This is a genomic window from Streptomyces sp. DSM 110735 (assembly GCF_016482685.1).
In the GTDB taxonomy this organism is placed as follows: Bacteria; Actinomycetota; Actinomycetes; order Streptomycetales; family Streptomycetaceae; genus Streptomyces.
On the sequence record NZ_JACYHF010000001.1, the window covers coordinates 1 to 24,926 of the forward strand.

The following is a 24,926-nucleotide window of genomic DNA, read 5'->3' on the forward strand; positions in this document are numbered from 1 at the left end:
CTCGTCGAAGCCATGAAGGTCGACAAGAAGTCCCGCGGCGACCTGCTCCGCTTCATCGTCCTGGACGGCCTCGCCCGACCCACCGTCCTGGAAGGACCCGACCCCGCCGTCCTCCTCGCCGCCTACAGTGCCGTCGCGTGACGCGCCGCATCCGAAGCAACACAAAAGGTCAGGTCACAGAATCTGCGACCTGACCTTTGGCTGAGCCGCTTTCGGGATTCGAACCCGAGACCTACGCATTACGAGTGCGTTGCTCTGGCCATCTGAGCTAAAGCGGCGTGCTGCGCGTGCACCGGGGTGCGTGGCAACGTCGGTAAGTCTACACAGGTTCGAGGGGTGGTCGTACCGGCCCCCGGGGCGGGGGCCGGTGGGGCGGGGAGGTCAGGTGCAGCGTTTGTTCTGGGCGGGCGGGGTGCCCTTGAGGAGGTAGGTGTCGATCGCGGTGTCGATGCAGGTGCTGCCGCGGCCGTAGGCGGTGTGGCCGTCGCCCTCGTAGGTGAGGAGGCGGCCCGAGGCGAGCTGGCGGGAGAGGGACTGGGCCCAGCGGTAGGGGGTGGCGGGGTCACGGGTGGTGCCGACGACCACGATCGGGGCGGCGCCCTCGGCCTCGATGCGGTGCGGGGTGCCGGAGGCTTTGACCGGCCAGTAGGTGCAGTTCAGGGACGCCCAGGCGAGGCTCGTGCCGAAGACCGGGGACGCCTTGCGGAACCGCGGGACGTCCTTCGCCACCTGGTCCGGACCGGAGAAGGCGGGCGGGAGGTCCAGGCAGTTCACGGCCGCGTTGGCCATCATCAGGTTGCTGTAGTGACCCTTGGCGTCGCGCTCGTAGTAGATGTCGGCGAGCGCCAGCAGACCCGCGCCGTCGTGCTCGTCCATGGCCGACTTCAGCGCCTCGCGCAGTTGCTCCCACAGCCCCTGGTCGTACATCGCCGCGACCACGCCGATGGTCGCCAGCGACTCGCCCAGCTCGCGGCCGTCCGCGTCGCCCGCCGGGAGGGGGTGGGCGTCGAGCTGGCGGAAGAACGACTGCAGGCGCTCTCCGACCTGGTCCGGGGTGTGGTCCTTGCTGTTCAGCGGGCAGTCCGCCTGCTTCACGCAGTCCCGGGAGAACGCCTGGAAAGCCGTCTCGAAGCCCGCCGTCTGGTCCAGGTTGACCTGGCGGGCGTCCAGGGAGGGGTCGATCGCGCCGTCCAGCACCAGGCGACCGGTGCGCTGCGGGAACAGCCCGGCGTAGGTCGCGCCGAGGAGCGTGCCGTACGAGGCGCCCACGTAGTTGAGCTTCTGGTCGCCGAGCAGGGCGCGCAGGATGTCCATGTCGCGGGCCGCCTCCACGGTGGAGACGTGCCGCAGCAGCCGCGCCGAGTGCGCGCCGCAGCTCTCCGCGAAGCCCTTGTCCGCCGCGACCAGCGCGTCCGTCTCCTTCGGGCTGTCGGGGGTCAGGTCCGTCTCGGTGAAGGCGTCCATCTGGCGGCCGTCGAGACACTCGACCGGATCGCTGCGGCCGACCCCGCGCGGGTCCATGCCGACCATGTCGTACCGGGCGCGTACCTCGGCCGGATAGCCGAGCGCCGCGTACTGCTGGAGGTAGTCGATCGCCGAGCCGCCCGGACCGCCCGGGTTCACCAGCAGGGAGCCGAGCGGCTTCGCCTTGCCGGTGGCCTTCTTGCGGACGACGGAGAGCTTGACGTCGCCGGAGGAGGGCTTGTCGTAGTCGAGCGGCGCCTTGAAGGTCGCGCACTGGAACCCGGCGGCGCCGCACGCGCGCCAGCTCAGCCGCTGGGAGTAGTACGGCGCGAGCGCGGCCGGGGTCGCCTTCGGCAACGGGGGCAGCACCGCGCCCTGGACCGTCCCGGCGGCCGAGGCGTCGGTCGGGCCGGTGGCCGAGCAGGCGGTCAGCGGCAGCGCGGCAGCCACGAGGAGAGCCGCGGTGGCGCGGGCACGGGTGCCGACGGTGCGGGGCGCGCGCGGCCCCGGGGACAGCGTCCGGGAGAACCGGCGCGGAGAAGGCTCGGTCTGCATCAGGCGAGCGTAACCCTGCGCGATGGCGTGGACACGTTGGGTGCCGCGCGTGCCTCGTACGAGGGACGGCGTCGTCCGGCGGTCACCACCCGCCGCGCGCCCCCGTCCATGCGTGCCTCGTACGAGGGACGGCGCCCATCGCCCGCCGCGCGCCCCCGGCTCACCCCGCCCGCAGCGCCATCGTCATCGCCTCGACCGCCAGCAGCGGAGCCACGTTGCGGTCCAGCGCCTCACGGCACGCGGCGATCGCCTCGATGCGGCGCAGGGTGGACTCCGGGGAGCTGGAGCGGGCGATGCGGTCGAGCGCGTCCTCGGCGTCGGTGTTGGCCAGCGCGATGCGGGAGCCGAGCTGGAGGGCGAGGACGTCGCGGTAGAAGCCGGTGAGGTCGCCGAGGGCCACGTCGAGGCTGTCGCGCTGGGTACGGGTCCTGCGGCGCTTCTGCATGTCCTCCAGGTCCTTCATCACGCCCGCCGTGCCGCGCGGCAGCCGTCCGCCCTGGACCGCGCCGAGCGCCGCCTTCAGCTCCTCGGACTCCTTGCCGTCCATCTCCTCGGCCAGTTGCTTGGCGTCCTCGGCGGCGGCGTCGACCAGCTCCTGGGCTGCCTTGAGGCAGGCGCCGACCTCGCTCAGGCGCAGCGGCAGCTTGAGCACGGCGGCACGGCGCTCGCGGGCCGCCGGGTCGGTGGCCAGGCGGCGGGCGCGGTCGACGTGCCCCTGGGTGGCGCGCGCGGCGGACGCGGCGACCTCGGGCTCGATGCCGTCGCGGCGCACCAGCATGTCGGCGACGGCGTCCACGGGGGGCGTGCGCAGGTTCAGGTGGCGGCAGCGGGAGCGGATCGTGGGGAGCACGTCCTCGATGGAGGGCGCGCACAGCAGCCACACCGTGCGCGGGGCGGGCTCCTCGACCGCCTTGAGGACGGCGTTGGCCGACTTCTCGTTCAGCCGCTCGGCGTCCTCCACGAGGATGATCTGCCAGCGGCCGTTCGCCGGGGCGGTGAAGGACTTGCGGACCGTGTCGCGCATGTCCCTGACCAGGATCTCCGCGCCCACGGCGGCGACCGAGGTGACGTCCGCGTGGGTGCCGAGCAGCGCGGTGTGGCAGCCGTCGCAGAAGCCGCAGCCGGGCACGCCGCCCAGGGCGCGGTCCGGGCTCACGCACTGGAGGGCGGCGGCGAAGGCGCGCGCCGCCTGGTTGCGTCCCGCGCCGGGCGGACCCGTGAACAGCCAGGCGTGGGTCATCCGCGACGACTCCGGCGGCGGCTCGGAGGCGGAGGCGGCCGTGACGAGCGCGTCGGCGTCCCGCGCGGCGCCTTCCAGCACCGCGCCGACCTTCTCCTGCCCGACGAGGTCGTCCCATACGGTCATGGGTCACGCCGCCCTTCCGTCACACCGCGCACCGTCACACCGCGCACGTCGCACCGCGCGGATCCGCCTCCATTGTGCGGGGGAGCACCGACAACGCCGAAAACGGGCATCCGGCGAGCACGTGAAAAGGCGGCGCCCCCGGAGCCGTACCCGTGCTCCGGGGGCGCCGCCTCAGCCAGTGCTCAGCGGCGCCGGTTACGGCCCCGCCTGCCCTCGTCCTCGTCACGCGCGCCGTACTCACGCTCGTCGTACGAGCCGAGCAGTTCGTCCGCCAGCGACGGCAGGTCGTCCAGCGGGGTCTCCTCGGCCCAGTCGGGGCGCGGGCGGCCGTCGGCGCCGAGCTGGGGCATCTCGCGGGTGCTGTCGTCGGCGCCGGACCGCGCGTCGCGGAAGGCGCCGGACGGCACCTGGGGCAGCACGGCGGTCTCGTCCGTGGCGCCCGCCGGGGGACGCGGCACCTCGGCGGTGACCTCGGACTCGCGGCGCTCGTCGCGCACCGGGGGCAGCACCGCCGTGCGGTCGGCGTCCGGGTCGACGACCGGGGTCGGGACCGTCTCGTCGACCGCGCGGGGCGCGGAGCGCGGCGCGTCGTCCTTGTTCAGCGAGATGACGGGCGTCGGCATGGTCGTCGCCTCCGGGGGCGTGGACCGGTCCGCCGACTGCGGGGCGCCCCGGCGGCGGGCCGCCTCCTGGGCTGCCGCGGCCGCCTCGGCGGCGTGCCGACGGGCCTCCTCGGCGCGCAGCAGAGCCTCCTCCGCCTTGCGCTGCTTCTCCAGGCGCAGAGCCTCGGCCTCGGCGCGCAGCCGCGCCTCCTCCTCCGCCTCGCGGCGGCGGCGCTCCTCGTCCGCCCTGCGGCGCGCCTCCTCGGCGGCGCGGGCCTTCTCCTCGGCGAGCAGCCGCTGCCGCTCCTCCTCGGCGCGCCGGTGAGCCTCCTCAGCCCGGCGCCTGGCCTCCTCCGCCTGGCGCTCCGCCTCGCGGCGCTGCGCCTCCTCCAGCTCGCGCCGCTTGCGCTCCTCCTCCTCGGCGCGCAGCCGGGCCAGCGTCTCCTGGCGCTCGCGCTCGACGCGCTCCTCCTCGGCCTTGCGCGCCGCCTCTTCCTCGGCCTTGCGGCGCGCGTCCTCCTCAGCCTTCTTGCGTGCCTCCTCCTGCGCCTTGATCTCGGCCTCGGAGAGCGGGAGGACGACGTCGAGCCGGTGCCGGATCACGGTGGTGACGGACTCGGGCTCCTGCCCCGCGTCCACGACCAGATAGCGGCCGGGGTCGGCGGCGGCGAGGGTGAGGAAGCCGGAGCGCACGCGCGCGTGGAACTCGGCGGGCTCCGACTCCAGGCGGTCGGGCGCCTCGGTGAACCGCTCGCGGGCGGTCTCCGGCGGCACGTCGAGCAGCACGGTCAGATGCGGGACCAGACCATGGGTGGCCCAGCGGTTGATGCGGGCGATCTCGGTCGGGGAGAGGTCGCGCCCGGCGCCCTGGTAGGCGACGGACGAGTCGATGTACCGGTCCGAGATGACGACGGCGCCGCGCTCCAGGGCGGGGCGTACGACGGTGTCCACGTGCTCGGCGCGGTCCGCCGCGTAGAGCAGCGCCTCCGCGCGGTGGGACAGCCCCGCCGAGGACACGTCGAGCAGGATCGAGCGCAGCCGCTTGCCGACCGGCGTGGCGCCCGGCTCGCGGGTGAGGACGACCTCGTGTCCCTTGCCGCGGATCCACTCGGCGAGCGCCTCGGCCTGGGTGGACTTGCCGGCGCCGTCGCCGCCCTCCAGGGCGATGAAGAATCCGTTCGCCGCGGGGGCGGTCACCGGGTCGTCCCCGCCGAGCAGGGCGTCCTTGAGGTCCTGGCGCAGCGGGATGCCGGAGCGGTCGTCGACCTTGGCGAGGACGAGGACGGCGATCGGCAGCAGCAGCGCGCCGACCAGCATGAGGGTGAACGAGGCGCCGCCGTGCGCGAAGACGAAGCGACCGCTCTCCAGCCGGTGGCGGCCGATGAGCCCGGCGACCACGGGGGCGATCAGGACGCCGAGCGCCATGAAGACGCGGACCACCGCGTGCAGGTGCTCGGTGATGCGCGCCCGGCGGGATTCCTCGGTCTCCTGGTCGAGCAGCGCGTGCCCGGTGTTCGCGGACACGCCCGCGGCGACACCGGCGAGGGTGACCAGGAGCAGCACCGTGGTGACGTCCGGGACGAGCCCTGCGGCCAGCAGGGCGATGCCGGTGACCGCTATGGCCAGCGCGAGGAACCTGCGGCGCGAGAGCGAGGACAGCAGCGCGGGCGCGCTGCGGATGCCGACGCCGACGCCACCGGTCAGACCGAGCACAAGGAGGCCGTAGAGCACCGGACCGCCGCCCAGGTCGGTGGCGTGCAGCACGCACACGGAGACGGCGGCGGCGATGGCACCGGCGACGGCGGCGCAGGCGATGACGAGCGGCAGGACGGCGCCGGTACGGCCCTTGTCCACACCGGCGGCGCTGCGCGGGCGGCGCAGCCCCTCCAGCGGCGACCGCGGGCGCGGGGTGCGCGTGCCGGGCAGCTTCAGGGCGCTGAGCACGGACAGGGAGGCGGCGAACAGTCCGGCCGCGACGTACGACGCGAGGGCCGCGTGGTGCTGGTCGAACCAGGTGATGCCGGTGGCAAGGAGGTTGTTGAACAGGGAGGCGACGACCAGCGCGGCGGCCGCCAGCGGGACGGCGAGGAAGCCGGTGCGCAGCGCGAGGCGGCGCAGGGCGTCCAGGTGGTCCGGCAGCGGGCGCACGGTCGCGCCCTCGGGCGGCGGGGCGGGCAGCAGACCGGGCGCCGCGCTCTCGCGGCACACCGTCCACAGCCGCTCGGCCACACCGGTGACGAAGGCGGTGACGAGCAGGACGGCGAGCGCGTTGTCCGGTGTCCAGTCGATCCACAGGGGCGCGACGAGCAGCAGCGCGGCACGCACGCCGTCGGCGCCGACCATGGTCCAGCGCCGGTCCAGCGGGCCGTCCGGCGCGGTCAGGGTGCTCATCGGGCCGAGCAGGACGGCGCCGAAGAGCAGGGTGGCCAGCACGCGCACCGCGAAGACGACCGCGACGGCGAAGGCCACGCCCCGGTACCCCCCGCCGAAGGCGCCCTGCGACACCGCCGCCTGGAGGACGAGGAGGACCAGCACGAGCAGGGCCAGGGCGTCGCCCGTACCGCTCACGAGGTGTGCGCCGCACAGGCGTCGCAGGTCCGGTCGGCGCAGCAGGGAACGGACGGCGCGTTCGCGGGAATCCGCGACCAGTGCGTCGTCCGGTGCTGGGGTGGGGGCCGTTGGCTGCTCGGCTCGCGTCATGCGTTCAGCCTATCCGCAGCCGCTGACACCCATGCCCTCCTTGCCCCCTCGGTCCCGCTCTGCCCCGGACGTACACCGGGTGCTCACATCCCGGCGACACGCCGACGCCCCGGCACCGCGCGTGGCGGTACCGGGGCGTCGGGGGAAGTGTCCCGAAGGCGCGTACGGGAGGAGTCCCGCGGGCTCAGTCCTCCGTGCCGGAAGTGCCGGACGACGCCGTCTTCTTGGCGGCCGCGACGGTCTTCTTCGCCGTGGTCGTCTTCTTGGCGGCGGTCTTCTTCGCCGCCGTCTTCTTGGCGGCGGTCTTCTTCGCCGGGGCGGTCTTCTTGGCCGTGGCCTTCTTCGCCGTCTTCTTGGCGGGACCCTTGGCCCGCTTCTCGGCGAGCAGTTCGAAGCCGCGCTCCGGGGTGATCTCCTCCACGCTGTCGCCGGAGCGCAGGGTGGCGTTGGTCTCCCCGTCGGTGACGTAGGGACCGAAGCGACCGTCCTTGACCACGACCGGCTTGCCGGAGACCGGGTCGTCGCCCAGCTCCTTCAGCGGCGGCTTGGCGGCGGCCCGGCCGCGCTGCTTGGGCTGGGCGTAGATCGCCAGCGCCTCCTCCAGGGTGATCGTGAAGATCTGGTCCTCGGAGGTGAGCGAGCGCGAGTCGGTGCCCTTCTTCAGGTACGGGCCGTAGCGGCCGTTCTGCGCGGTGATCTCCACGCCCTCGGCGTCCGTGCCGACCACGCGGGGCAGCGACATCAGCTTCAGGGCGTCGTCGAGGGTGACCGTGTCGAGCGCCATGGACTTGAAGAGGGATGCCGTGCGCGGCTTGACCGCGTTCTTGCCGGTCTTCGGGGTGCCCTCGGGGAGCACCTCGGTGACGTAGGGGCCGTAGCGGCCGTCCTTGGCGATGATCTGGTGGCCGGTGACCGGGTCGGCGCCCAGCTCGAAGTCGCCGCTGGGCTTGGCCAGCAGCTCCTCGGCCAGCTCGACCGTCAGCTCGTCGGGCGCCAGGTCCTCGGGGACGTCCGCGCGCTGGTGCTGCTCGGTGTCCTTCTCGCCCCGCTCGATGTACGGGCCGTAGCGGCCCACGCGCAGCACGATGCCGTCGCCGACCGGGAAGGAGGACACCTCGCGGGCGTCGATCGCGCCGAGGTCGGTGACCAGTTCCTTGAGACCGCCGAGGTGGTCGCCGTCGCCGTTGCCCGCGTCGGCGGCGGCACCGGAGTCCTCCAGACCCTCGCCGAAGTAGAAGCGCTTGAGCCACGGCACGGACTGGGCCTCGCCGCGCGCGATGCGGTCGAGGTCGTCCTCCATGCGGGCGGTGAAGTCGTAGTCGACGAGCCGGCCGAAGTGCTTCTCCAGCAGGTTGACCACGGCGAAGGACAGGAAGGACGGCACGAGGGCGGTGCCCTTCTTGAAGACGTAGCCGCGGTCCAGGATCGTGCCGATGATCGACGCGTACGTCGACGGGCGACCGATCTCGCGCTCTTCCAGCTCCTTGACCAGGGACGCCTCGGTGTAGCGGGCCGGAGCCTTGGTGGCGTGGCCGTCGACCGTGATCGCGTCGGCGGCCAGCGGGTCGCCCTCGGCGACCTGGGGCAGCCGCCGCTCGCGGTCGTCCAGCTCCGCGTTCGGGTCGTCGGCGCCCTCGACGTACGCCTTCAGGAAGCCGTGGAAGGTGATCGTCTTGCCGGAGGCGCTGAACTCGACGTCCCGGCCGTCGGCGGAGGTGCCGCCGATCCTGACCGTGACGCTGTTGCCGACCGCGTCCTTCATCTGGGAGGCGACGGTGCGCTTCCAGATGAGCTCGTACAGCCGGAACTGGTCGCCGGTCAGACCGGTCTCGGCGGGCGTGCGGAAGCGGTCGCCGGAGGGGCGGATCGCCTCGTGCGCCTCCTGGGCGTTCTTGACCTTGCCCGCGTAGGTGCGCGGCTGCGGCGGCAGGTAGTCGGCGCCGTACAGGTGCGTGACCTGCGCACGAGCCGCGGCGACAGCGGTGTCGCTGAGCGTCGTGGAGTCGGTACGCATGTACGTGATGTAGCCGTTCTCGTACAGCTTCTGGGCGACCTGCATGGTCGCCTTCGCGCCGAAGCCGAGCTTGCGGCTCGCCTCCTGCTGGAGCGTGGTCGTACGGAACGGGGCGTACGGCGAGCGGCGGTACGGCTTGGACTCGACCGAGCGCACGGAGAACCGGGTGGTCTCCAGGGCGGCGGCGAGGGCGCGGGCGTTCGCCTCGTCCAGGTGGAGGGTGTTCGGGCTCTTGAGCTGCCCGAGGGAGTCGAAGTCGCGACCCTGCGCGATCCGGCGCCCGTCGACCGTCTGGAGGCGGGCGACCAGCGACGACGGGTCGGAGGGGTCACCGGCGCGACCGGTGGCGAAGGTACCGGTCAGGTCCCAGTACTCGGCGGAGCGGAAGGCGATGCGGTCGCGCTCGCGCTCGACGATGAGCCGGGTGGCCACCGACTGGACCCGGCCCGCCGACAGCTTCGGCATGACCTTCTTCCACAGGACCGGCGAGACCTCGTAGCCGTACAGGCGGTCGAGGATGCGGCGGGTCTCCTGGGCGTCGACCAGCTTCTTGTTCAGCTCGCGCGGGTTGGCGACGGCCTCGCGGATCGCGTCCTTGGTGATCTCGTGGAAGACCATCCGCTTGACGGGGATCTTCGGCTTGAGGACTTCCTGGAGGTGCCAGGCGATGGCCTCGCCCTCGCGGTCCTCATCGGTGGCGAGGAACAGCTCGACGGAGTCCTTCATCAGGTCCCGGAGCTTCTTTACCTGTGCCTTCTTGTCCGCGTTGATGACATAGATCGGCGCGAAGTCGTGGTCCACGTCCACACCGAGGCGGCGGACCTCACCGGTGTACTTCTCCGGCACCTCCGCGGCGCCGCTGGGAAGGTCCCGGATGTGCCCGACACTCGCCTCGACTACGTAGCCGGGGCCGAGGTAACCCTTGATCGTCTTCGCCTTGGCAGGCGACTCGACGATGACGAGTCGGCGGCCGCCCTGTGCGGTCTCGCTGGTCGGGGACAACTTCGCTCTTCTCTCCGGTCGACGCTGTGGCCTCCCCAGGGGCTTGGTCCCGGGGTCGCGGCGTGCTTCTGGCACGTGTGACGCTGCGGAGTGTGACGGTACATCCCGCCCCCGTGTCAAACGGGAAAAGCCCACAACGGCCACTCGAACGGTAACCCGACTACCGGCATTCCTGCCGCCCGGAGTGCCCGGCAGGTCCGTGGCCCGCGTCCGGAGCGCGATGCTCCGCCCCGGATGTCAGAGACGAGTGAGGCAGTACGCGGCGAGTCCGAGCGCCACGGCTCCGCCGACCGCGGCGAGGCTCGCCGACAGGGTCTGCCCGACCCCCTGGGCGACCGGTTCCCCCCGCCGCACCCGGACCCCGGTCCACACCAGCAGACCCCCTCCGAACAGCGCGAACACCACTCCCGCGAACACCGCCGGACCGCTCTCCATGCCCCGCCCGCCCCTCTCTTCCCGCTTCTGCCTGCTTCGGCGCGGGGAGCGTGCCACGGGCGATCGACAGGGGGGCGACATCCGGGTGAACGGCGGACTCCGCCGGACCGGGACGAGGGCGCAGGGCACGTCTTTCCGGCCGTTCTCCCGCCGGTTTCCGGCGCGCGGCGCGGAGCCCCCGGCGTACGGCGAAGATCGGGTGGCGGTTACGCAGGCGCGGCGAGGGCGGCTACGGCAGCCGTACCCGCCCTTTCCGTGCCGGTCGTTCCGTGTCGGTCAGCCTTTCCGTGCCGGTCAGCCGACCTGTTCGCCGACCGGTTCCAGGAAGCCCTGCTCCACCAGCAGCCGGATCTGGGCCGGGGTGCGGTCGCGCAGGGCGACCGGGTCCTCGCCGACGAGCTGGGCGATGGCGTCCAGGATGCGACCGGCGCTCAGCGTGCCGTCGCACACGCCCGCGAAGCCCGCGCCGATGGTGTCGACCTTGGTGGCACGGCACATGCCCCGGTGCTGACGGAGCACCACATGCTCGGGGTCCTCGGCACCGGGGAGCCCGACCTGTTCCTGGACCACCTCGGCGGCGAGCCTGAAGTGCCCCTCCAGCAAAGCCGCGTCGTCGTGCTCGCGCAGATGGGCGACGCGCTCGAAGTGGGCGCGGATCGCGTCGCCGAGGGGCTGTTCGACCGCGTGCGGCCACTCCTCCACGACAATGGACGGCTCGGCCGCCGAGGTCTTGCGCAGGGTGATCCAGCCGAAGCCGATCCCCTTGACCTTGCGCGCCTCGAACTCGTCGAGCCAGGCGTCGTACCGCGCCTGATACTCCGCCGGGTCCTCGCGGTGGTCCCCGGCGTCCCGCAGCCACAGCTCGGCGTACTGCGTGACGTCCTGCGTCTCGCGCTGCACGATCCACGCGTCGCACCCGCGCGGCACCCACGACCTGAGCCGCTCCTGCCAGTCCTCCCCCTCCACGTGCTGCCAGTTGGCGAGGAACTGCGCGAACCCGCCCTCGTTCAGCCGCTCCCCCGCCTGCTGAACGAGCGTGCGGCACAGATCGTCCCCGCTCATCCCGCCGTCGCGGTAGGTGAGGCGGGCGCCGGGCGAGATGACGAAGGGCGGGTTGGAGACGATCAGGTCGAACGTCTCGTCCTGGCACACCGGTTCGAACAGCGAGCCCTCGCGCAGATCGGCGGCGGGCGCGCCGGAGAGCGCGAGGGTGAGCGCGGTGATGTGCAGGGCGCGCGGGTTGAGGTCGGTGGCGGTCACGCGCGTGGCGTGCTGGGCGGCGTGCAGCGCCTGGATGCCGGAGCCGGTGCCGAGGTCGAGCGCGGAACCGACGGGCGTGCGCACGGTGATCCCGGCCAGCGTCGTGGAGGCGCCGCCCACCCCGAGGACGACGTTCTCGGCGCGCTGTCCGATGCCGCCCGCGCCGCCGACCGCGCAGCCGAGGTCGGACACGATGAACCAGTCCTCGCCGTCGGGACCGCCGTACGGCCGTACGTCCACCGTCGCGGCCACCTCGTCGTCACCCACCCGGGTGAGCCAGCCCGCGTCCACCGCGTCGTCGACGGGGAGGACGCCGGTCAGGCGCGCGGACGGCACCGGCTGCTGGAGCAGGAAGAGCCGCACCAGCGCCTCCAGCGGCGTGTCGCCACGGGTCGCCCGGAGCGCGGGCACGGTCTCGCTGCGGGCCAGCGCCGCGTACGCGGGGGCGCCGAGCAGGTCGAGCAGACCGTCGGCGGTGAAGGAGGCGGCGAGCAGGGCGTCGCGCAGCAGGGCGGTGGTGCCGGGTCGGTCGGCGGCGGGCAGGGGAGCGGAGCCGGTGTCAGTCACGTCCCCATTGTGGCCCGCCGCGCCGGGGTGACCGGTGTCGCCCGGCCGGGGCGGCCGGGCAGCGGGCGGGGCGCCGGGCGGCGGACGGCGGGCTTGAGCGGCTTCGCCGCGCGCCCGGCCCAGGCGGGTGCCGTCAGCCCGCCTGCGCGGGTGCCGACGCCGAGCCCGACGCCTTGCAGCTCGGCTGCTCCGCGATCGCCTCGCGGACGTCGCCCTGCTCCAGGCGCTTGAGCGCCTCGGTGCCGCTGTCGCTCTGCCGGCCGATCGCCTTGGTGCGGTCGGCGACGTCGTGCAGACCCTTGGCGAACTCGCCCTGGTCCTTGGTGTCCAGGTCGTCGACCTTCTTCTTCAGGTCGGCGTACGACGTGGAGAGGTCGTTGAGGTTCTTCACCGCGTCCTGCTGGCGCTTGGCGCCGTCCTGGACGCCGGGGGGCGCACCGGCGTGGCTGATGGCGTCGGCGATCGCCTTGTAGCCCTCGGACATGTCCTGGAACGCCTGGGCGTAGGTCTCCTTGGCGTCCTTCGGCGCGAGGTCGCTGTCGGAGGCGATCTTCGCGATGGACGCGTTGGCGGCGCTGATCTTCTTGTCCTGAGCGGGTACGGCGTCGCACACCGACTTGGCCCAGACCCCCAGCTTGGGGTCGGGTCCCTCGCTCTTGCCGCCGCATCCGGTCAGCGCGACTATGAGTACCGCACCGCCGGACAGTGCGGCCGCGAGCTTCTTGTTCACAGGATCGGTCCCTTCCCTGGCTCTCGGCCCCCGGAATCTACACGCCGGACCACACCTTCCCCCTGGCGAACGCCCTCTACGTCGGCTTTTGTCATGCTTCGCACCGCAGGAGAGAAGGCTCACGGCGTGCGGCTGCCCACAGGAAACGTGCGGGCGCCCACAGGAAAGCGCGGGTGCCCCGCAGGACCGGGGAGCGCGCCGTCCCCCGACACGACGGGCGGGCGGTACGTCAGCGCGTACCGCCCGCCCGCCCGTTGACCGGGCTGTTCCCGCGCCGCCTACGAAACGACCGCCGGAGGTGTCGAGTTGGATATCTCGCCCTCGTCCTCGTCGTCCCCGTCGCCCACCGCGATGCCGCGCCGCTTGGACACGTACACCGCGACGACGATCACCGCGAGCGCGAGCACCGCGACCACGACCCGTACGGCCGGGCTCTTGTCCGCGCCGTAGGAGAACTTGATCACCGCGGGCGCGATGAGCAGCGAGACCAGGTTCATGACCTTCAGCAGGGGGTTGATGGCCGGACCCGCCGTGTCCTTGAAGGGGTCGCCCACCGTGTCGCCGATCACCGTGGCCGCGTGCGCCTCGCTGCCCTTGCCGCCGTGATGACCGTCCTCCACGAGCTTCTTGGCGTTGTCCCAGGCGCCGCCGGAGTTGGCGAGGAACACCGCCATGAGGGTGCCCGCGCCGATGGCGCCCGCGAGATAGGCGCCGAGCGCGCCGACGCCGAGGGTGAACCCGATGAAGATCGGCGCCATGACGGCGAGCAGTCCCGGCGTGGCCAGCTCCCGCAGCGCGTCCTTGGTACAGATGTCGACGACGCGGCCGTACTCCGGTTTCTGCGTGAAGTTCATGATCCCGGGCTTCTCGCGGAACTGCCGCCGCACCTCGTAGACCACCGAACCGGCGGACCGGGACACGGCGCTGATGGCGAGTCCGGAGAAGAGGAAGACGACCGCCGCGCCCGCGATCAGACCGACGAGGTTGTTGGGCTGGGAGATGTCCATGGACAGCGTGAGCGGCGAGCCGGGTCCGCTCAGCCTCTCCCCCACGTCCCGCACGTTGGTGGTGATCGCGTCCCGGTACGACCCGAAGAGCGCCGATGCCGCGAGGACGGCGGTGGCGATCGCGATGCCCTTGGTGATCGCCTTGGTGGTGTTGCCGACCGCGTCGAGGTCGGTGAGCACCTGGGCGCCCGCGCCCTCGACGTCGCCGGACATCTCGGCGATGCCCTGCGCGTTGTCGGAGACCGGACCGAAGGTGTCCATGGCGACGATCACACCGACCGTGGTGAGCAGCCCGGTACCGGCCAGCGCGACCGCGAACAGCGCGAGCATGATCGACGTACCGCCGAGCAGGAACGCGCCGTACACGCTCAGCGCGATCAGCAGCGCGGTGTACACCGCCGATTCCAGACCGATGGAGATGCCGGAGAGCACGACGGTGGCCGGACCGGTGAGCGAGGTCTTGCCGATGTCGCGCACCGGGCGGCGCGTGGTCTCGGTGAAGTAGCCGGTGAGCTGCTGGATGACGGCGGCGAGCAGGATGCCGATGGCCACCGCGACCACCGCGAGGATGCGCGGGTCGCCGTCCTTGGCGCGGATCGCGACGTCGGTGACGCCCTTCAGGTCCGCGTAGCGGGAGGGGAGGTAGGTGAAGACGGCGGCGGCGACGAGCGCCAGGGAGATCACCGCCGAGATGAAGAAACCCCGGTTGATCGCGCTCATGCCGCTGCGGTCGGCGCGGCGCGGGGCGACCGCGAAGATGCCGATCATGGCGGTGACCACGCCGATGGCGGGCACCAGCAGCGGGAAGGCGAGACCGGCGTCCCCGAAGGCGGTCTTGCCGAGGATCAGCGCGGCGACCAGGGTGACGGCGTAGGACTCGAAGAGGTCGGCGGCCATGCCCGCGCAGTCGCCGACGTTGTCGCCCACGTTGTCCGCGATGGTCGCGGCGTTGCGCGGGTCGTCCTCCGGGATGCCCTGCTCGACCTTGCCGACCAGGTCGGCGCCCACGTCGGCGGCTTTGGTGAAGATGCCGCCGCCCACGCGCATGAACATCGCGATGAGCGCGGCGCCGAGGCCGAAGCCCTCCAGCACCTTGGGCGCGTCGGCCGCGTAGACCAGCACCACGCAGGAGGCGCCGAGCAGACCGAGACCGACGGTGAACATGCCGACGACACCGCCCGTGCGAAATGCGATCTTCATCGCCGTGTGCGATACGACGGTGAGATCCTTTTCCGGTTCACCCCGCGCGGGAGTGGCCCGCCGGGCTGCCGCGGCGACGCGCACATTGCTGCGTACGGCGAGCCACATGCCGATATATCCGGTGGCCGCGGAGAACACCGCGCCGATCAGGAAGAACACGGATCGTCCGGCCCGCTGATTCCAGTCGTCGGCGGGCAGCAGCAGGAGCAGGAAGAAGACGACCACGGCGAATACGGCGAGTGTGCGCAACTGCCGTGCGAGATACGCCTTGGCGCCTTCCTGGACCGCCTCCGCGATCTGTTTCATCGAGTCGGTGCCCTCGTCGGCGGCCAGCACCTGGCGCACCAGGATGCCCGCGACCACGAGCGCGGCCACGGCGACGGCCGCGATCACCGCGACCATGATCCGGTTGTCGTCGGTCAGGACCGCTGCCGCGAGGGGTATGGAGTGTTCCGGCTGAGGGAGGGAAAGCCCCGCCATTCGTCCTCCTTGAGGCTTGGGCTGAGCTCGTAATGATCAGCACAGGGCACGGTAAACAGAATTGCCCGGCACAAGGTCTTTAGCAAATGATCGGGACCGGAACAAGGACCGAGAACCCGAACGGCGTAATAGCGCTGAGGCATTTCCGGGCGCGTTCGGCGAAGGGGGTTTCTTGATCAGAATTACTCGTGAATTCCTTCACGAATTCCGGGGCGGCGCGCGGAGGTGGCGCGAGCGGGGCGCGGGCAGCACGAAGGGCCCTGCTCGGCAGGGCCCTGGGTGGTGGTGCGGGTGCGGCGGAGGGGGTGGGGTCAGAGGAGCTGGGTGACCGGGGGGACCGTCGGCCAGGACATGCGGATCAGACCGCCGTCCGGACCGGTGGTGACCTTGACGTCGTCCACGAGACCACTGATGACCGCGAGGCCCATCTCGTCCTCCTCGGCCTCCACGTCCGCGTCGGACGCGGGACCGCCCGCCACCCGCTCGGCGGCGACCGCGTGCGGGGCTTCGTCGCCGACCTCGATGGAGAACAGCTTCTCCTCCTCGATCAGCGCGACCTTCACCGGCGCGGTGATGCCCCCGCTCTGATGCAGCCCGACGGCGCGGGAGCACGCCTCGCCCACGGCGAGCCGGACCTCGTCCAGCACGGCCTCGTCCACTCCGGCCCGGCGCGCCACCGCTGCCGCCACCAGACGGGCGGTACGGACGTGCTCGGGCAGCGCGCTGAAGCGGAGTTCGACGGTGGCCATGCATCCCCCTCGCGACTAACGGGCGTGCGATACGGGGGCGGGGCAGCCGAAAGCCCGCACCCCACGTCGTACTTCTGTGCCCCGGCACACGGCACGGGACAGGACCGTCCAGGTCCGGGCCACGGGGCCCGGACTCGGCGAACGGTCCGGAATCAGTCGGTGGCCTCCACCGCTTCCTCGACCGAGGTGTGAATCGGGAACACCTTGGTGAGACCGGTGATGCGGAAGATCTTCAGGATGCGCTCCTGGTTGCACACCAGGCGCAGCGAGCCCTCGTGGGCACGCACCCGCTTCAGGCCACCGACCAGTACGCCGAGACCGGTGGAGTCGAGGAAGTCCACGCCCTCCATGTCGACGACGAGGTGGAAATTCCCGTCGTTCACCAGCTCGACCAACTGCTCGCGCAGCTTGGGCGCGGTATACACATCGATTTCGCCACCGACCTCGACGACCGTGCGATCGCCGACGGTACGGGTCGACAGGGACAGGTCCACGGAACCTCCAGCACCTTGCTATCGAGCGGTCGTCCCTCGGGACATCTCGGCCTGCGGCCCCCGGGACGCAACGCCAGCCGCGATGGCATTCAATCACTTACCGGCAGGTGTGCACGACGCCTTGGCTCCATTGTCCGTCAAGCCGGTGACACACTCGGTGCCGATGGCCAAGAATCACCGACCCGACCGATCCCAGCCGGACCCGGCGTCCCACCCGTCCCCGGGGGCGGTCCTGGGCAGGCTCGCCTCCGGCCCGAGCAGGTCCGCGCGCATCACTCATACGGAGCACTTGCCCCCGCGTGCGGGCCGCCATGCCGTCTGGCCGGACCGGATTCGCCCCGAGGTCGTCGCGGCGGTCCAGGCGTGCGGGATCGAGCATCCGTGGGCCCACCAGGCACGCGCCGCCGAGCACGCGCTGGACGGCGACTCGGTGGTCGTCGCCACCGGCACCGCCTCCGGCAAGTCCCTGGCCTATCTCGTCCCGGTGCTCTCCGCGCTCCTGGACGGCTCCGAGGCGCCGAACGGCCGGGGCGCGACCGCCCTGTACCTCTCCCCCACCAAGGCCCTGGCCGCCGACCAGTGCCGTGCGGTGCGCGAACTCGCCCGCCCGCTCGGCACGGCGGTGCGCGCGGCCGTCTACGACGGCGACACCCCCTTCGAGGAACGCGAGTGGGTCCGCCAGCACGCGAACTACGTGCTCACCAACCCCGACATGCTCCACCGGGGCATCCTCCCCGCCCACCCCCGCTGGTCCTCCTTCCTGAAGTCGCTCAAGTACGTCGTCATCGACGAGTGCCACACCTACCGGGGCGTCTTCGGCTCGCACGTCGCCCAGGTGCTGCGCCGCCTGCGCCGCCTGTGCGCCCGCTACGGCTCCTCCCCCGTCTTCCTGCTCGCCTCCGCCACCTCCGCCGAGCCCGCCGTGTCCGCCGGGCGGCTGACCGGGCTGCCGGTGGTCGAGGTCGCCGACGACGCCTCCCCGCGCGGCGAACTCGTCTTCGCCCTCTGGGAACCCCCGCTCACCGAGCTGCACGGCGAGAAGGGCGCCCCCGTGCGGCGCACCGCCACCGCCGAGACGGCCGACCTGCTGACCGACCTCGCCGTCCAGGGCGTCCGCTCGGTCGCCTTCGTCCGCTCCCGGCGCGGCGCCGAGCTGATCTCGGTGATCGCCCAGGAACGGCTGGCCGAGGTCGACCGCTCACTGGCCGGACGCGTCCGCGCCTACCGGGGCGGCTACCTCCCCGAGGAACGCCGCGCCCTGGAGCGCGCCCTGCACTCCGGCGAGCTCCTCGGTCTCGCCGCCACCACCGCCCTGGAACTCGGCGTGGACGTCTCGGGGCTGGACGCGGTGGTCATCGCGGGCTACCCCGGCACCCGCGCCTCCCTGTGGCAGCAGGCGGGCCGCGCGGGACGGGCCGGACAGGGCGCCCTTGCGGTGCTGGTCGCCCGCGACGACCCGCTGGACACCTACCTCGTCCACCACCCCGAGGCGCTGTTCGACCGTCCGGTGGAGTCCACGGTCCTGGACCCCGACAACCCCTACGTCCTCGCCCCGCACCTGTGCGCCGCCGCCGCCGAGATCCCGCTCACCGAGCCCGACCTCGACCTCTTCGGCCCCGCGACCGCCGAGCTGCTGCCCCAACTGGAGGCCGCGAAGCTGCTGCGCCGCCGCACCCGCGCCTGGCACTGGACCCGCCGCGAGCGCGCCGCCGACCTGACCGACATCCGCGGCGAGGGCGGACCCCCGGTGCAGGTCGTCGAGGAGGGCACCGGGCATCTGCTCGGCACGGTGGACGCGAGTTCCGCGCACTCCACCGTCCACGAGGGCGCCGTCCACCTCCACCAGGGCCGCACCTATCTGGTGCGCTCCCTCGACCTGAAGCACTCCGTCGCCCTGGTGGAACGGGCCGACCCGCCCTACTCCACCGTCGCCCGTGACACCACCTCGATCTCCGTCCTGGAGACGGACACCGAGATCCCGTGGGGCGCCGGGCGCCTGTGCTACGGCTCCGTCGAGGTCACCAACCAAGTGGTCTCCTTCCTGCGCCGACGCCTGATCACCGGTGAGGTGCTCGGCGAGACGAAACTGGACCTCCCTCCGCGTACGCTGCGCACCCGCGCGGTGTGGTGGACGGTCACCGAGGACCAGCTCGACCAGGCCGGGATCAGCCCGGAGATCCTCGGCGGCTCGCTGCACGCCGCCGAACACGCCTCGATCGGCATGCTCCCCCTCTTCGCCACCTGCGACCGCTGGGACATCGGCGGCGTCTCCGTCCCGCTCCACCCCGACACCCTGCTGCCCACCGTCTTCGTCTACGACGGCCACCCCGGCGGGGCGGGCTTCGCCGAACGCGCCTTCCACACCGCCCGCTCCTGGCTCACCGCCACCCGCGAAGCCATCGCCTCCTGCGAATGCGACGCGGGCTGCCCGTCCTGCATCCAGTCCCCCAAGTGCGGCAACGGCAACGATCCTCTGCACAAGCGAGGAGCGGTGCGACTGCTGGGGGTGCTGCTTCGGGGGGCGGCGGAGGCGGAATCGGAGGACGCGGGGGCGGAGAGGGGCGAGGGGGTCGGCGCCGAGAGGGAGGGCGCCGAGACGATGGCCGGGACGAGCGATGCCGAAGCGGAGCCGGTCGAGGCAGAGGCAGCCGAGGCGAACGGGGCCGAGGTGGCCAGCACGGCGAAGGCGGAGGTAGCCGATCAGGCCAGCCCTCAGCCGGACGGGGAGCGCGTCGGCGAGTGAGCGGGCGGCGCGGGCGCCTCGGGGTCCGCCCCCGGCTCCGCGGACGCCACCGCCGGACCCGCTCTGGATCTCACCTCCGCCGAGAACGGTCCCCGTCCCGCACCCGCGCTCACGTCCGAGATCTCCCCGGAGATCACGCACCGCACGAGCCGCGCGCCCTGTGCCGTGGCCAGCCGCTCGGCCCGGGCGCACGCGGCTTCCGCGCCCTCGGCCCAGTGGTCCGCCGCCGCGAGCGCCGCGAGGTCCGCCGCGCCGGCCGCCCGGTGCCGTACGACGACGGCGTGCCCGAGGGCGAGCACCGCGCCGAACACCACGCACAGCACCGCGACGGCCCCGAGGCTCCAGACGGTCGCGGAGCCACGGTCGCCCCGACCCGAACGAGCCGTACCGTCCCGGCACTTCATCGCCCCCTCCCTTCCCCGGCCGGAGCCTCCCCGGCGCCGACAGCCTCCTCCGCATCGGCCACCGCCTCCTCCCGTACGTCGAACGGCAGCCCGCTCAGCACCGGCGGTCTCGCCACCACCGTCACCCGGACCCGGCCACCCTCGCGGGCGACGCTCACCTCGGCGCCGTCCGGTGCCGTCTCGCGGGCCACCCGCAGCACCGCGTCCGGCGGGTCCTGCCGGGCGGCGGCCCGGGCGCCCGCGCGGGCGGCGTCCACGCACCGGATCTGGGCGGCGACCACGAGCAGCCCCCAGACCAGCGCCATGACGAACGCCACCAGCACGGACAGCGCCATGGCCGCCTCGGCGGTCACGAACCCCCGGTCCCCGCGCGGCTCATGTGTGCGCACTGAGCGCCCGTTTCACGATGCCCTGCAGCTCCGCCTTGACCTGCCCGCTGGTGACGACCTCGTAGAGGAGCAGCGCGAACCCGACCGCCGCGATGATCCCCATGGCGTACTCGGAGGTCACCATTCCGGCGTCCTTGCGGCACCGCTCCCGCAGCCGCCGCCACACCAGTCCGGCCTTCTGTCGCATCTCAAGTTCCCTTCATACGAAGTCTGTTCGGTCCTACTTGCGTTTCTGTCTGCGCCCGGAATCACTCACCTCCGCCCCTCAGCGACCACCCCCTCCCAGCACCCCGCCCGCCAGCCCGATCACCACGGGCAGCACGCCGATGGCGATGAAGGCGGGCAGGAAGCACAGCCCCACGGGCGCGGAGATCAGCACGGCCGCGCGACGGGCTCTGGTCGTCGCGGCGCGAGCCGACTCCGCCCGGGCGTCGGAGGCGATCCGGGCCGCCGGGGCAGCCGCGGGCAGACCCGACTCGGACGCCCGCTCCAGCAGCCGGGCGAGCGGGCCCGCGCCGGGCAGGGCGGTCAACCGGCGCCAGGCGCCCGCCGGTTCACCACCGAGGCGCACCTCGGCCGCACCCCGCGCCAACGCGTTCCCGACCGGTCCACCGAGCGCGTCCCCGACCGCCTGCGCGGCGACCACGGGCTCCGCCCCGGCCACGACACAGGCAGCCAGCAGCTCTGCCGCGAGGGGGAGTTGGCGGGTGGCAGCCGCCGTGTCGACCACCTCGGCGGCTTTCCGGGCGCCGTTCTCACGGCACCACCGCCACAGCCCCGCCGCGACCCCGAGCCCCACGAGGAAGCCCGCGATCCCGCCGACCAGAACCCACGCCCCGCAGACCGCTCCGGCGAGGGGTACCCATGGGCGTACGGCTTGCGTCAGGTCAGTGACGGGAGACCTGCGCGCCGATACCTGTGCAGCCGCCTGACCTGCCACCACCGATCCACGGACCCCCACCACCAGCCCCGCCGCCCGCTGTCTCTCCCTCCGCCCCCGCCGAGCCGAATCCACCCACCACGCCACCCACAGCAGGGCAGCCACCGCGAGCACGGTCACCCCCAGCCTGTGGACAGAGTCGCCGTTCATGCCGCCTCAGCTCCCCGCACGATCCGGTGGGACCACCAGACCCCGGCCGCCTCGAACGCCGCCCCGGCCGCCAGGCAGCCGAGTCCGGCACCGGTGTGCAGCAGCACCCGTAGCGGGTGGGCACCCATGGCGGCGCCGAGCAGCAGCCCGAGAACGGGGAGCGCGGCCAGCAGCAGGGCGGTGGCGCGGGCGCCGGACAACTGGGCGCGGAGGTCGGCGCGTTGGTCGCGTTCGGCGCGCAGTGCGCCGTCCAGCCGGTCAAGACCGTCGGCGAGTCCCGCGCCCTGGTCCACGGCGACCCGCCAGCACGCGGCGAGCCCCAGCAGCCCCTCGGCGCCGGGCCGCCGGGCGGCGAGGGCGAGCGCGCCCGGCACGTCGCCGCCGAAGCGGGCGGCGGCGACCACGGCCGCCTGCGCCTCGCCCAGACCGCCGCAGTCCCGTTCGGCCCGCAGCAGAGCCTCGCCGGGCTGCCGTCCGGCGCGCACCTCGCCCGCCAGCGCCCCGCACAGGGCGATCACCGCTTCCGCCCGGCGCTCCTCCGCCTGCCGCCCCTGCCGGGCGATCCGCAACCGGCGCAGCAGCGGCACCCCGGCGGCACCCGCGACCACCGGAATCACCGAGGCGCCCAGGAGCCCCAGCAGCAGCCCGCCCGCGAGCGACCACCACTCGACACCCAACCTGCCGGTCAGCCGCCGCAGTTCGGCCATCACCCGCTCCCCGGAAGGCGGTCCGGTCGCCACGGTCCCGCCTCCTGCCAGCAGCAACCGCGCCCGCCGCACGCCCTGTTGCCGTGTGCAGTACAGCCACCCGGCACCCCCGAGGCACACCAGCACCGCTCCCGTGCCCAGCTCGCCCGTCCCGACCTCACCCATCGCCACCACTCCCCTCACCGCGACCGCTCGCACGGTCCTCGAGTCCCTGAAAACGCCCGCCGCCCAACAGCTCCCGCAGCCGCCCCCACCCCCGCTCGGCGACGAACGCCCGCTCGCCCCATCGCAGCGCGGGCACCGTCCGCACCAGACCGGAGTCGTCCCGCTCCAGGACGTGCACCTCGGCGATCCGGCGCCGTCCGGTCCGGTCGCGCACGAGGTGGAGCACCACCGATAGGGCTGCCGCCAACTGGCTGTGGAGCGCGGCCCGGTCGAGCCCGGCCGCCGTACCCAGCGCCTCAAGGCGAGCCGGTACGTCGCCCGCCGCGTTGGCATGCACGGTGCCGCAGCCGCCCTCGTGTCCCGTGTTGAGCGCGGCCAGCAGATGCACCACCTCGGGACCGCGCACCTCCCCGACGACCAGCCGGTCGGGCCGCATCCGCAGCGCCTGCCGGACCAGGTCCTCCAGCGTGACCAGACCGGCGCCCTCCTGGTTCGCAGGCCGGGTCTCCAGCCGTACGACGTGCGGATGGTCGGGTCTCAGCTCGGCCGAGTCCTCCGCGAGCACGATCCGCTCACGGGGTCCGACCAGACCGAGCAGCGCGCTCAGGAGAGTCGTCTTACCGGTGCCGGTGCCGCCACTGATCATGAATGAAAGCCGGGCATTCAGCAGCGCGCGCAGCAGCCGGTCGCCGCTGGGCGGCAGGGTCCCCGCACGGGCCAGCTCGGCGAGGGTGAAGGCGCGAGGGCGCACCACGCGCAGCGAGAGGCAGGTGCAGCCGACGGCCACCGGGGGCAGCACGGCGTGCAGCCGGGTGCCGTCGGGCAGCCGGGCGTCCGCCCAGGGCCGCGCGTCGTCCAGGCGGCGTCCGGCGACGGCGGCGAGCCGCTGCGCGAGGCGTCGTACGGCGGCGGGGTCCGGGAAGGTCACCCGGGTCAGCTCCAGTCCGCCGCCCCGGTCCACCCACACCCGGTCCGGGGCGGTCACCAGGACGTCGGTGACGGCGGGGTCCGCGAGCAGCGGTTCCAGCGGGCCGGAGCCGACGAGTTCGGAGCGCAGGTGCTCGGCGGCGCCGAGGACCTCGGCGTCACCCAGGACCCGGCCCTGTTCGCGCAGGGCCTGGGCGACCCGGGCCGGGGTGGGTTCGGCGCCGCTCTCGGCCAGGCGGCGCCGGACGCCGTCCAGCAGTGCCGCGCCGTCGGCCCGGTCGAGTCCGGGGAGAGTCATCGGACGCCTCCCGTCTCGGCGAGGGCCTGCTCCCAGAAGGCGGTGCAGAAGCGTGCGAGCGGACCGCGTCCGCTGGCGCCGGGCGGCTTGGCGGTGGCGCGCGGCCGTGTCAGGGCGGGTTCGAGGGGGACGGTGCCGGCCAGCGGGAGGTCGAGCAGCCTGGCCACCTCGCGGTCGTCGAGTCCGGGCGCGCACGGCCCGCGCACCGCCACGCGCAGGTCGCGCACGACCATGCCGACGGCGGAGGCGACCCGGCCCGCGGCGGCCATGGCGCGCAGTTCGGCCGGGACGACGAGCAGGGCCAGGTCGAGCTGGGCGAGGACTTCCGCGACCCCGTCGTCCAGGCGGCGCGGGAGGTCGACGACGACCGTGCCGCCGCGTCGCCGGGCGGCGGCGAGCACCGCGCGGACCGCCTGGGGCGGGACGGCCACGCAGTCGCCCCGGTCCCAGCTCAGCACGCGCAGGGCGTGCAGTTCGGGCAGGGACTCCTCCAGGGCGCCGCCGCCGACCCGGCCGCGGGAGGCGGCGAAGGCGGGCCAGCGCAGCCCCTCGGCGGTCTCGCCGCCGAGGAGCACGTCGAGTCCGCCGCCCAGCGGATCGGCGTCCACCAGAAGGGTGCGTACGCCCTGGCGGGCGGAGGTGACGGCGAGGGCGCAGGCGAGGGTGGAGGCCCCGGCGCCGCCCCGGCCGCCGATGACGCCGACGGTGAGGGCGGGACGGCCGACGCCTTCGGCCACGTCGGCGATGCGGTCGACGAGCCACTGTTCGCCGTCGGGCAGCATCAGGACGTGGTCGGCGCCGATCTCGACGGCGCGTTTCCACACGTCGGGGTCGTCCTGGTCGCGGCCCACCAGCACCACTCCTCTGCGGCGCGCGGCTCCGCGCACGCGGCGGGCGGCGTCGTCCCCGACGAGCACGAGCGGCGCGGCCGACCAGCCGCCGCCGTGATCGGGGACGCCGTGGTGGACCTCGGGGGTGGCGCCTGCCGCCGCGCACAGGCGCAGCAGATCGTCCAGGAGCAGGGCGTCCTCGGTGACGATGAGCGGGCGCCCGGCGCGGTTTCCGGCGGCGGGTGGCGGATCGTGGGCGACGGCATTCGTCATGGCGGATTCCCTTTCGCTGCATGGTGCGCGCGGCCCCCTCGGGCCCCGCGATTCCCCGACTTGTGGAGAACCGGTAAAGGTCTCCATATGAACGGCCGACAGGAACCGGCCAAACGCGTCCGGCATTGCGATCAGGCCATCGGGCGGCCCGATCCGGAGCGCGGTGGAATCACGATGCGGCGAACCCGGAAATGATGTGGATCTTGGTCGAAAACTGTGGATGCCGAAGAGCCTGTGAATATCTCCGTCACCCAAACCAGTGATGCGGACACGGTTCGTGTACGACTTCCACAGAGCACCCTGACGATTACCGTATGTAATCAATCATGGGCATGACGAAACGGCGGCCAGCCGTCGGCCGCCGCCGGTTCCACACCGGACCAAGAAGCAGAAACCCCATTTGGACATGCGACGACCCCCGCCGGGGGGGAGAGCGGGGGTCGTCCCCACGGTCCGACTCGGGGGGGGAGGAGCC

18 protein-coding genes, 1 tRNA gene and 1 pseudogene are annotated in these 24,926 nt (G+C 73.2%); 2 read left to right on the top strand and 18 right to left on the bottom strand.

The window, feature by feature from the left end; translation table 11 throughout:
• Window positions 1–141: pseudogene (locus IF655_RS00005) on the top strand (3-dehydroquinate synthase); the annotation flags it as partial.
• Between the two features lie 63 nt (window positions 142–204).
• On the opposite strand, the gene IF655_RS00010 reads toward IF655_RS00005, so the two are convergent.
• The 11 genes from IF655_RS00010 to bldG form a co-directional block, all read right to left on the bottom strand.
• Window positions 205–278, bottom strand: a tRNA-Thr gene (locus IF655_RS00010).
• Window positions 279–381: 103 nt separating this feature from the next.
• The gene (locus IF655_RS00015) at window positions 382–2,019 is read right to left on the bottom strand and encodes an alpha/beta hydrolase (RefSeq protein WP_199581305.1); all 1,638 of its coding nucleotides are present in this window, start codon (window positions 2,017–2,019) and stop codon (window positions 382–384) included.
• A gap of 160 nt (window positions 2,020–2,179) precedes the next feature.
• Complete coding sequence (locus IF655_RS00020) at window positions 2,180–3,385, bottom strand: DNA polymerase III subunit delta' (RefSeq protein WP_199581306.1); 1,206 nt, start codon at window positions 3,383–3,385, stop codon at window positions 2,180–2,182.
• 182 nt (window positions 3,386–3,567) lie between these two features.
• Window positions 3,568–6,687 carry a dTMP kinase gene (tmk, locus tag IF655_RS00025; protein ID WP_199581307.1) on the bottom strand — a complete coding sequence of 1,040 codons (3,120 nt, stop codon included), beginning with the start codon at window positions 6,685–6,687 and terminating at the stop codon, window positions 3,568–3,570.
• Between the two features lie 184 nt (window positions 6,688–6,871).
• On the bottom strand, window positions 6,872–9,703 hold the full coding sequence (topA, locus tag IF655_RS00030) for a type I DNA topoisomerase (RefSeq protein WP_199581308.1): 2,832 nt from the start codon (window positions 9,701–9,703) through the stop codon (window positions 6,872–6,874).
• A gap of 237 nt (window positions 9,704–9,940) precedes the next feature.
• On the bottom strand, window positions 9,941–10,138 hold the full coding sequence (locus IF655_RS00035; protein WP_199581309.1) for a hypothetical protein: 198 nt from the start codon (window positions 10,136–10,138) through the stop codon (window positions 9,941–9,943).
• 294 nt (window positions 10,139–10,432) lie between these two features.
• Window positions 10,433–11,965 carry a class I SAM-dependent methyltransferase gene (locus tag IF655_RS00040; protein ID WP_199581310.1) on the bottom strand — a complete coding sequence of 511 codons (1,533 nt, stop codon included), beginning with the start codon at window positions 11,963–11,965 and terminating at the stop codon, window positions 10,433–10,435.
• A 133-nt stretch (window positions 11,966–12,098) separates the two neighbouring features.
• Window positions 12,099–12,695 (bottom strand): small secreted protein, encoded by a 597-nt coding sequence (locus IF655_RS00045; protein ID WP_199581311.1) that lies wholly within the window; start codon window positions 12,693–12,695, stop codon window positions 12,099–12,101.
• A 278-nt stretch (window positions 12,696–12,973) separates the two neighbouring features.
• Window positions 12,974–15,382 (bottom strand): sodium-translocating pyrophosphatase, encoded by a 2,409-nt coding sequence (locus IF655_RS00050; RefSeq protein ID WP_199581312.1) that lies wholly within the window; start codon window positions 15,380–15,382, stop codon window positions 12,974–12,976.
• Between the two features lie 311 nt (window positions 15,383–15,693).
• On the bottom strand, window positions 15,694–16,131 hold the full coding sequence (locus tag IF655_RS00055; RefSeq protein ID WP_199581313.1) for an ATP-binding protein: 438 nt from the start codon (window positions 16,129–16,131) through the stop codon (window positions 15,694–15,696).
• A 152-nt stretch (window positions 16,132–16,283) separates the two neighbouring features.
• The gene (gene bldG, locus IF655_RS00060) at window positions 16,284–16,625 is read right to left on the bottom strand and encodes an anti-sigma factor antagonist BldG (RefSeq protein ID WP_018547960.1); all 342 of its coding nucleotides are present in this window, start codon (window positions 16,623–16,625) and stop codon (window positions 16,284–16,286) included.
• 82 nt (window positions 16,626–16,707) lie between these two features.
• Here bldG and IF655_RS00065 point away from each other — a divergent pair, with 82 nt between their 5' ends.
• Window positions 16,708–19,368, top strand: coding sequence for a DEAD/DEAH box helicase (locus IF655_RS00065; protein ID WP_242488468.1), 2,661 nt, complete (start codon window positions 16,708–16,710; stop codon window positions 19,366–19,368).
• On the opposite strand, the gene IF655_RS00070 is transcribed toward IF655_RS00065, so the two are convergent.
• From IF655_RS00070 to ssd, 7 genes are all read right to left on the bottom strand, one after another.
• Window positions 19,338–19,772 (bottom strand): Rv3654c family TadE-like protein, encoded by a 435-nt coding sequence (locus IF655_RS00070; RefSeq protein ID WP_199581314.1) that lies wholly within the window; start codon window positions 19,770–19,772, stop codon window positions 19,338–19,340. The genes IF655_RS00065 and IF655_RS00070 overlap by 31 nt on opposite strands.
• Window positions 19,769–20,107 carry a TadE family type IV pilus minor pilin gene (locus IF655_RS00075; RefSeq protein ID WP_199581831.1) on the bottom strand — a complete coding sequence of 113 codons (339 nt, stop codon included), beginning with the start codon at window positions 20,105–20,107 and terminating at the stop codon, window positions 19,769–19,771. The genes IF655_RS00070 and IF655_RS00075 overlap by 4 nt, the downstream gene beginning before the upstream one ends.
• 40 nt (window positions 20,108–20,147) lie before the next feature.
• Window positions 20,148–20,348, bottom strand: a complete 201-nt coding sequence (locus tag IF655_RS00080) for a DUF4244 domain-containing protein (RefSeq protein WP_199581315.1) — start codon at window positions 20,346–20,348, stop codon at window positions 20,148–20,150.
• Window positions 20,349–20,426: 78 nt separating this feature from the next.
• Window positions 20,427–21,251, bottom strand: coding sequence for a type II secretion system F family protein (locus tag IF655_RS00085; protein ID WP_199581316.1), 825 nt, complete (start codon window positions 21,249–21,251; stop codon window positions 20,427–20,429).
• The gene (locus IF655_RS00090; protein WP_199581317.1) at window positions 21,248–22,123 is read right to left on the bottom strand and encodes a type II secretion system F family protein; all 876 of its coding nucleotides are present in this window, start codon (window positions 22,121–22,123) and stop codon (window positions 21,248–21,250) included. Before IF655_RS00090 ends, IF655_RS00085 begins: the two co-directional genes overlap by 4 nt.
• Complete coding sequence (locus IF655_RS00095; protein ID WP_199581318.1) at window positions 22,116–23,348, bottom strand: TadA family conjugal transfer-associated ATPase; 1,233 nt, start codon at window positions 23,346–23,348, stop codon at window positions 22,116–22,118. The genes IF655_RS00090 and IF655_RS00095 overlap by 8 nt, the downstream gene beginning before the upstream one ends.
• Complete coding sequence (gene ssd / locus IF655_RS00100) at window positions 23,345–24,451, bottom strand: septum site-determining protein Ssd (RefSeq protein WP_199581319.1); 1,107 nt, start codon at window positions 24,449–24,451, stop codon at window positions 23,345–23,347. Before ssd ends, IF655_RS00095 begins: the two co-directional genes overlap by 4 nt.
• Window positions 24,452–24,926 lie beyond the last annotated feature (475 nt).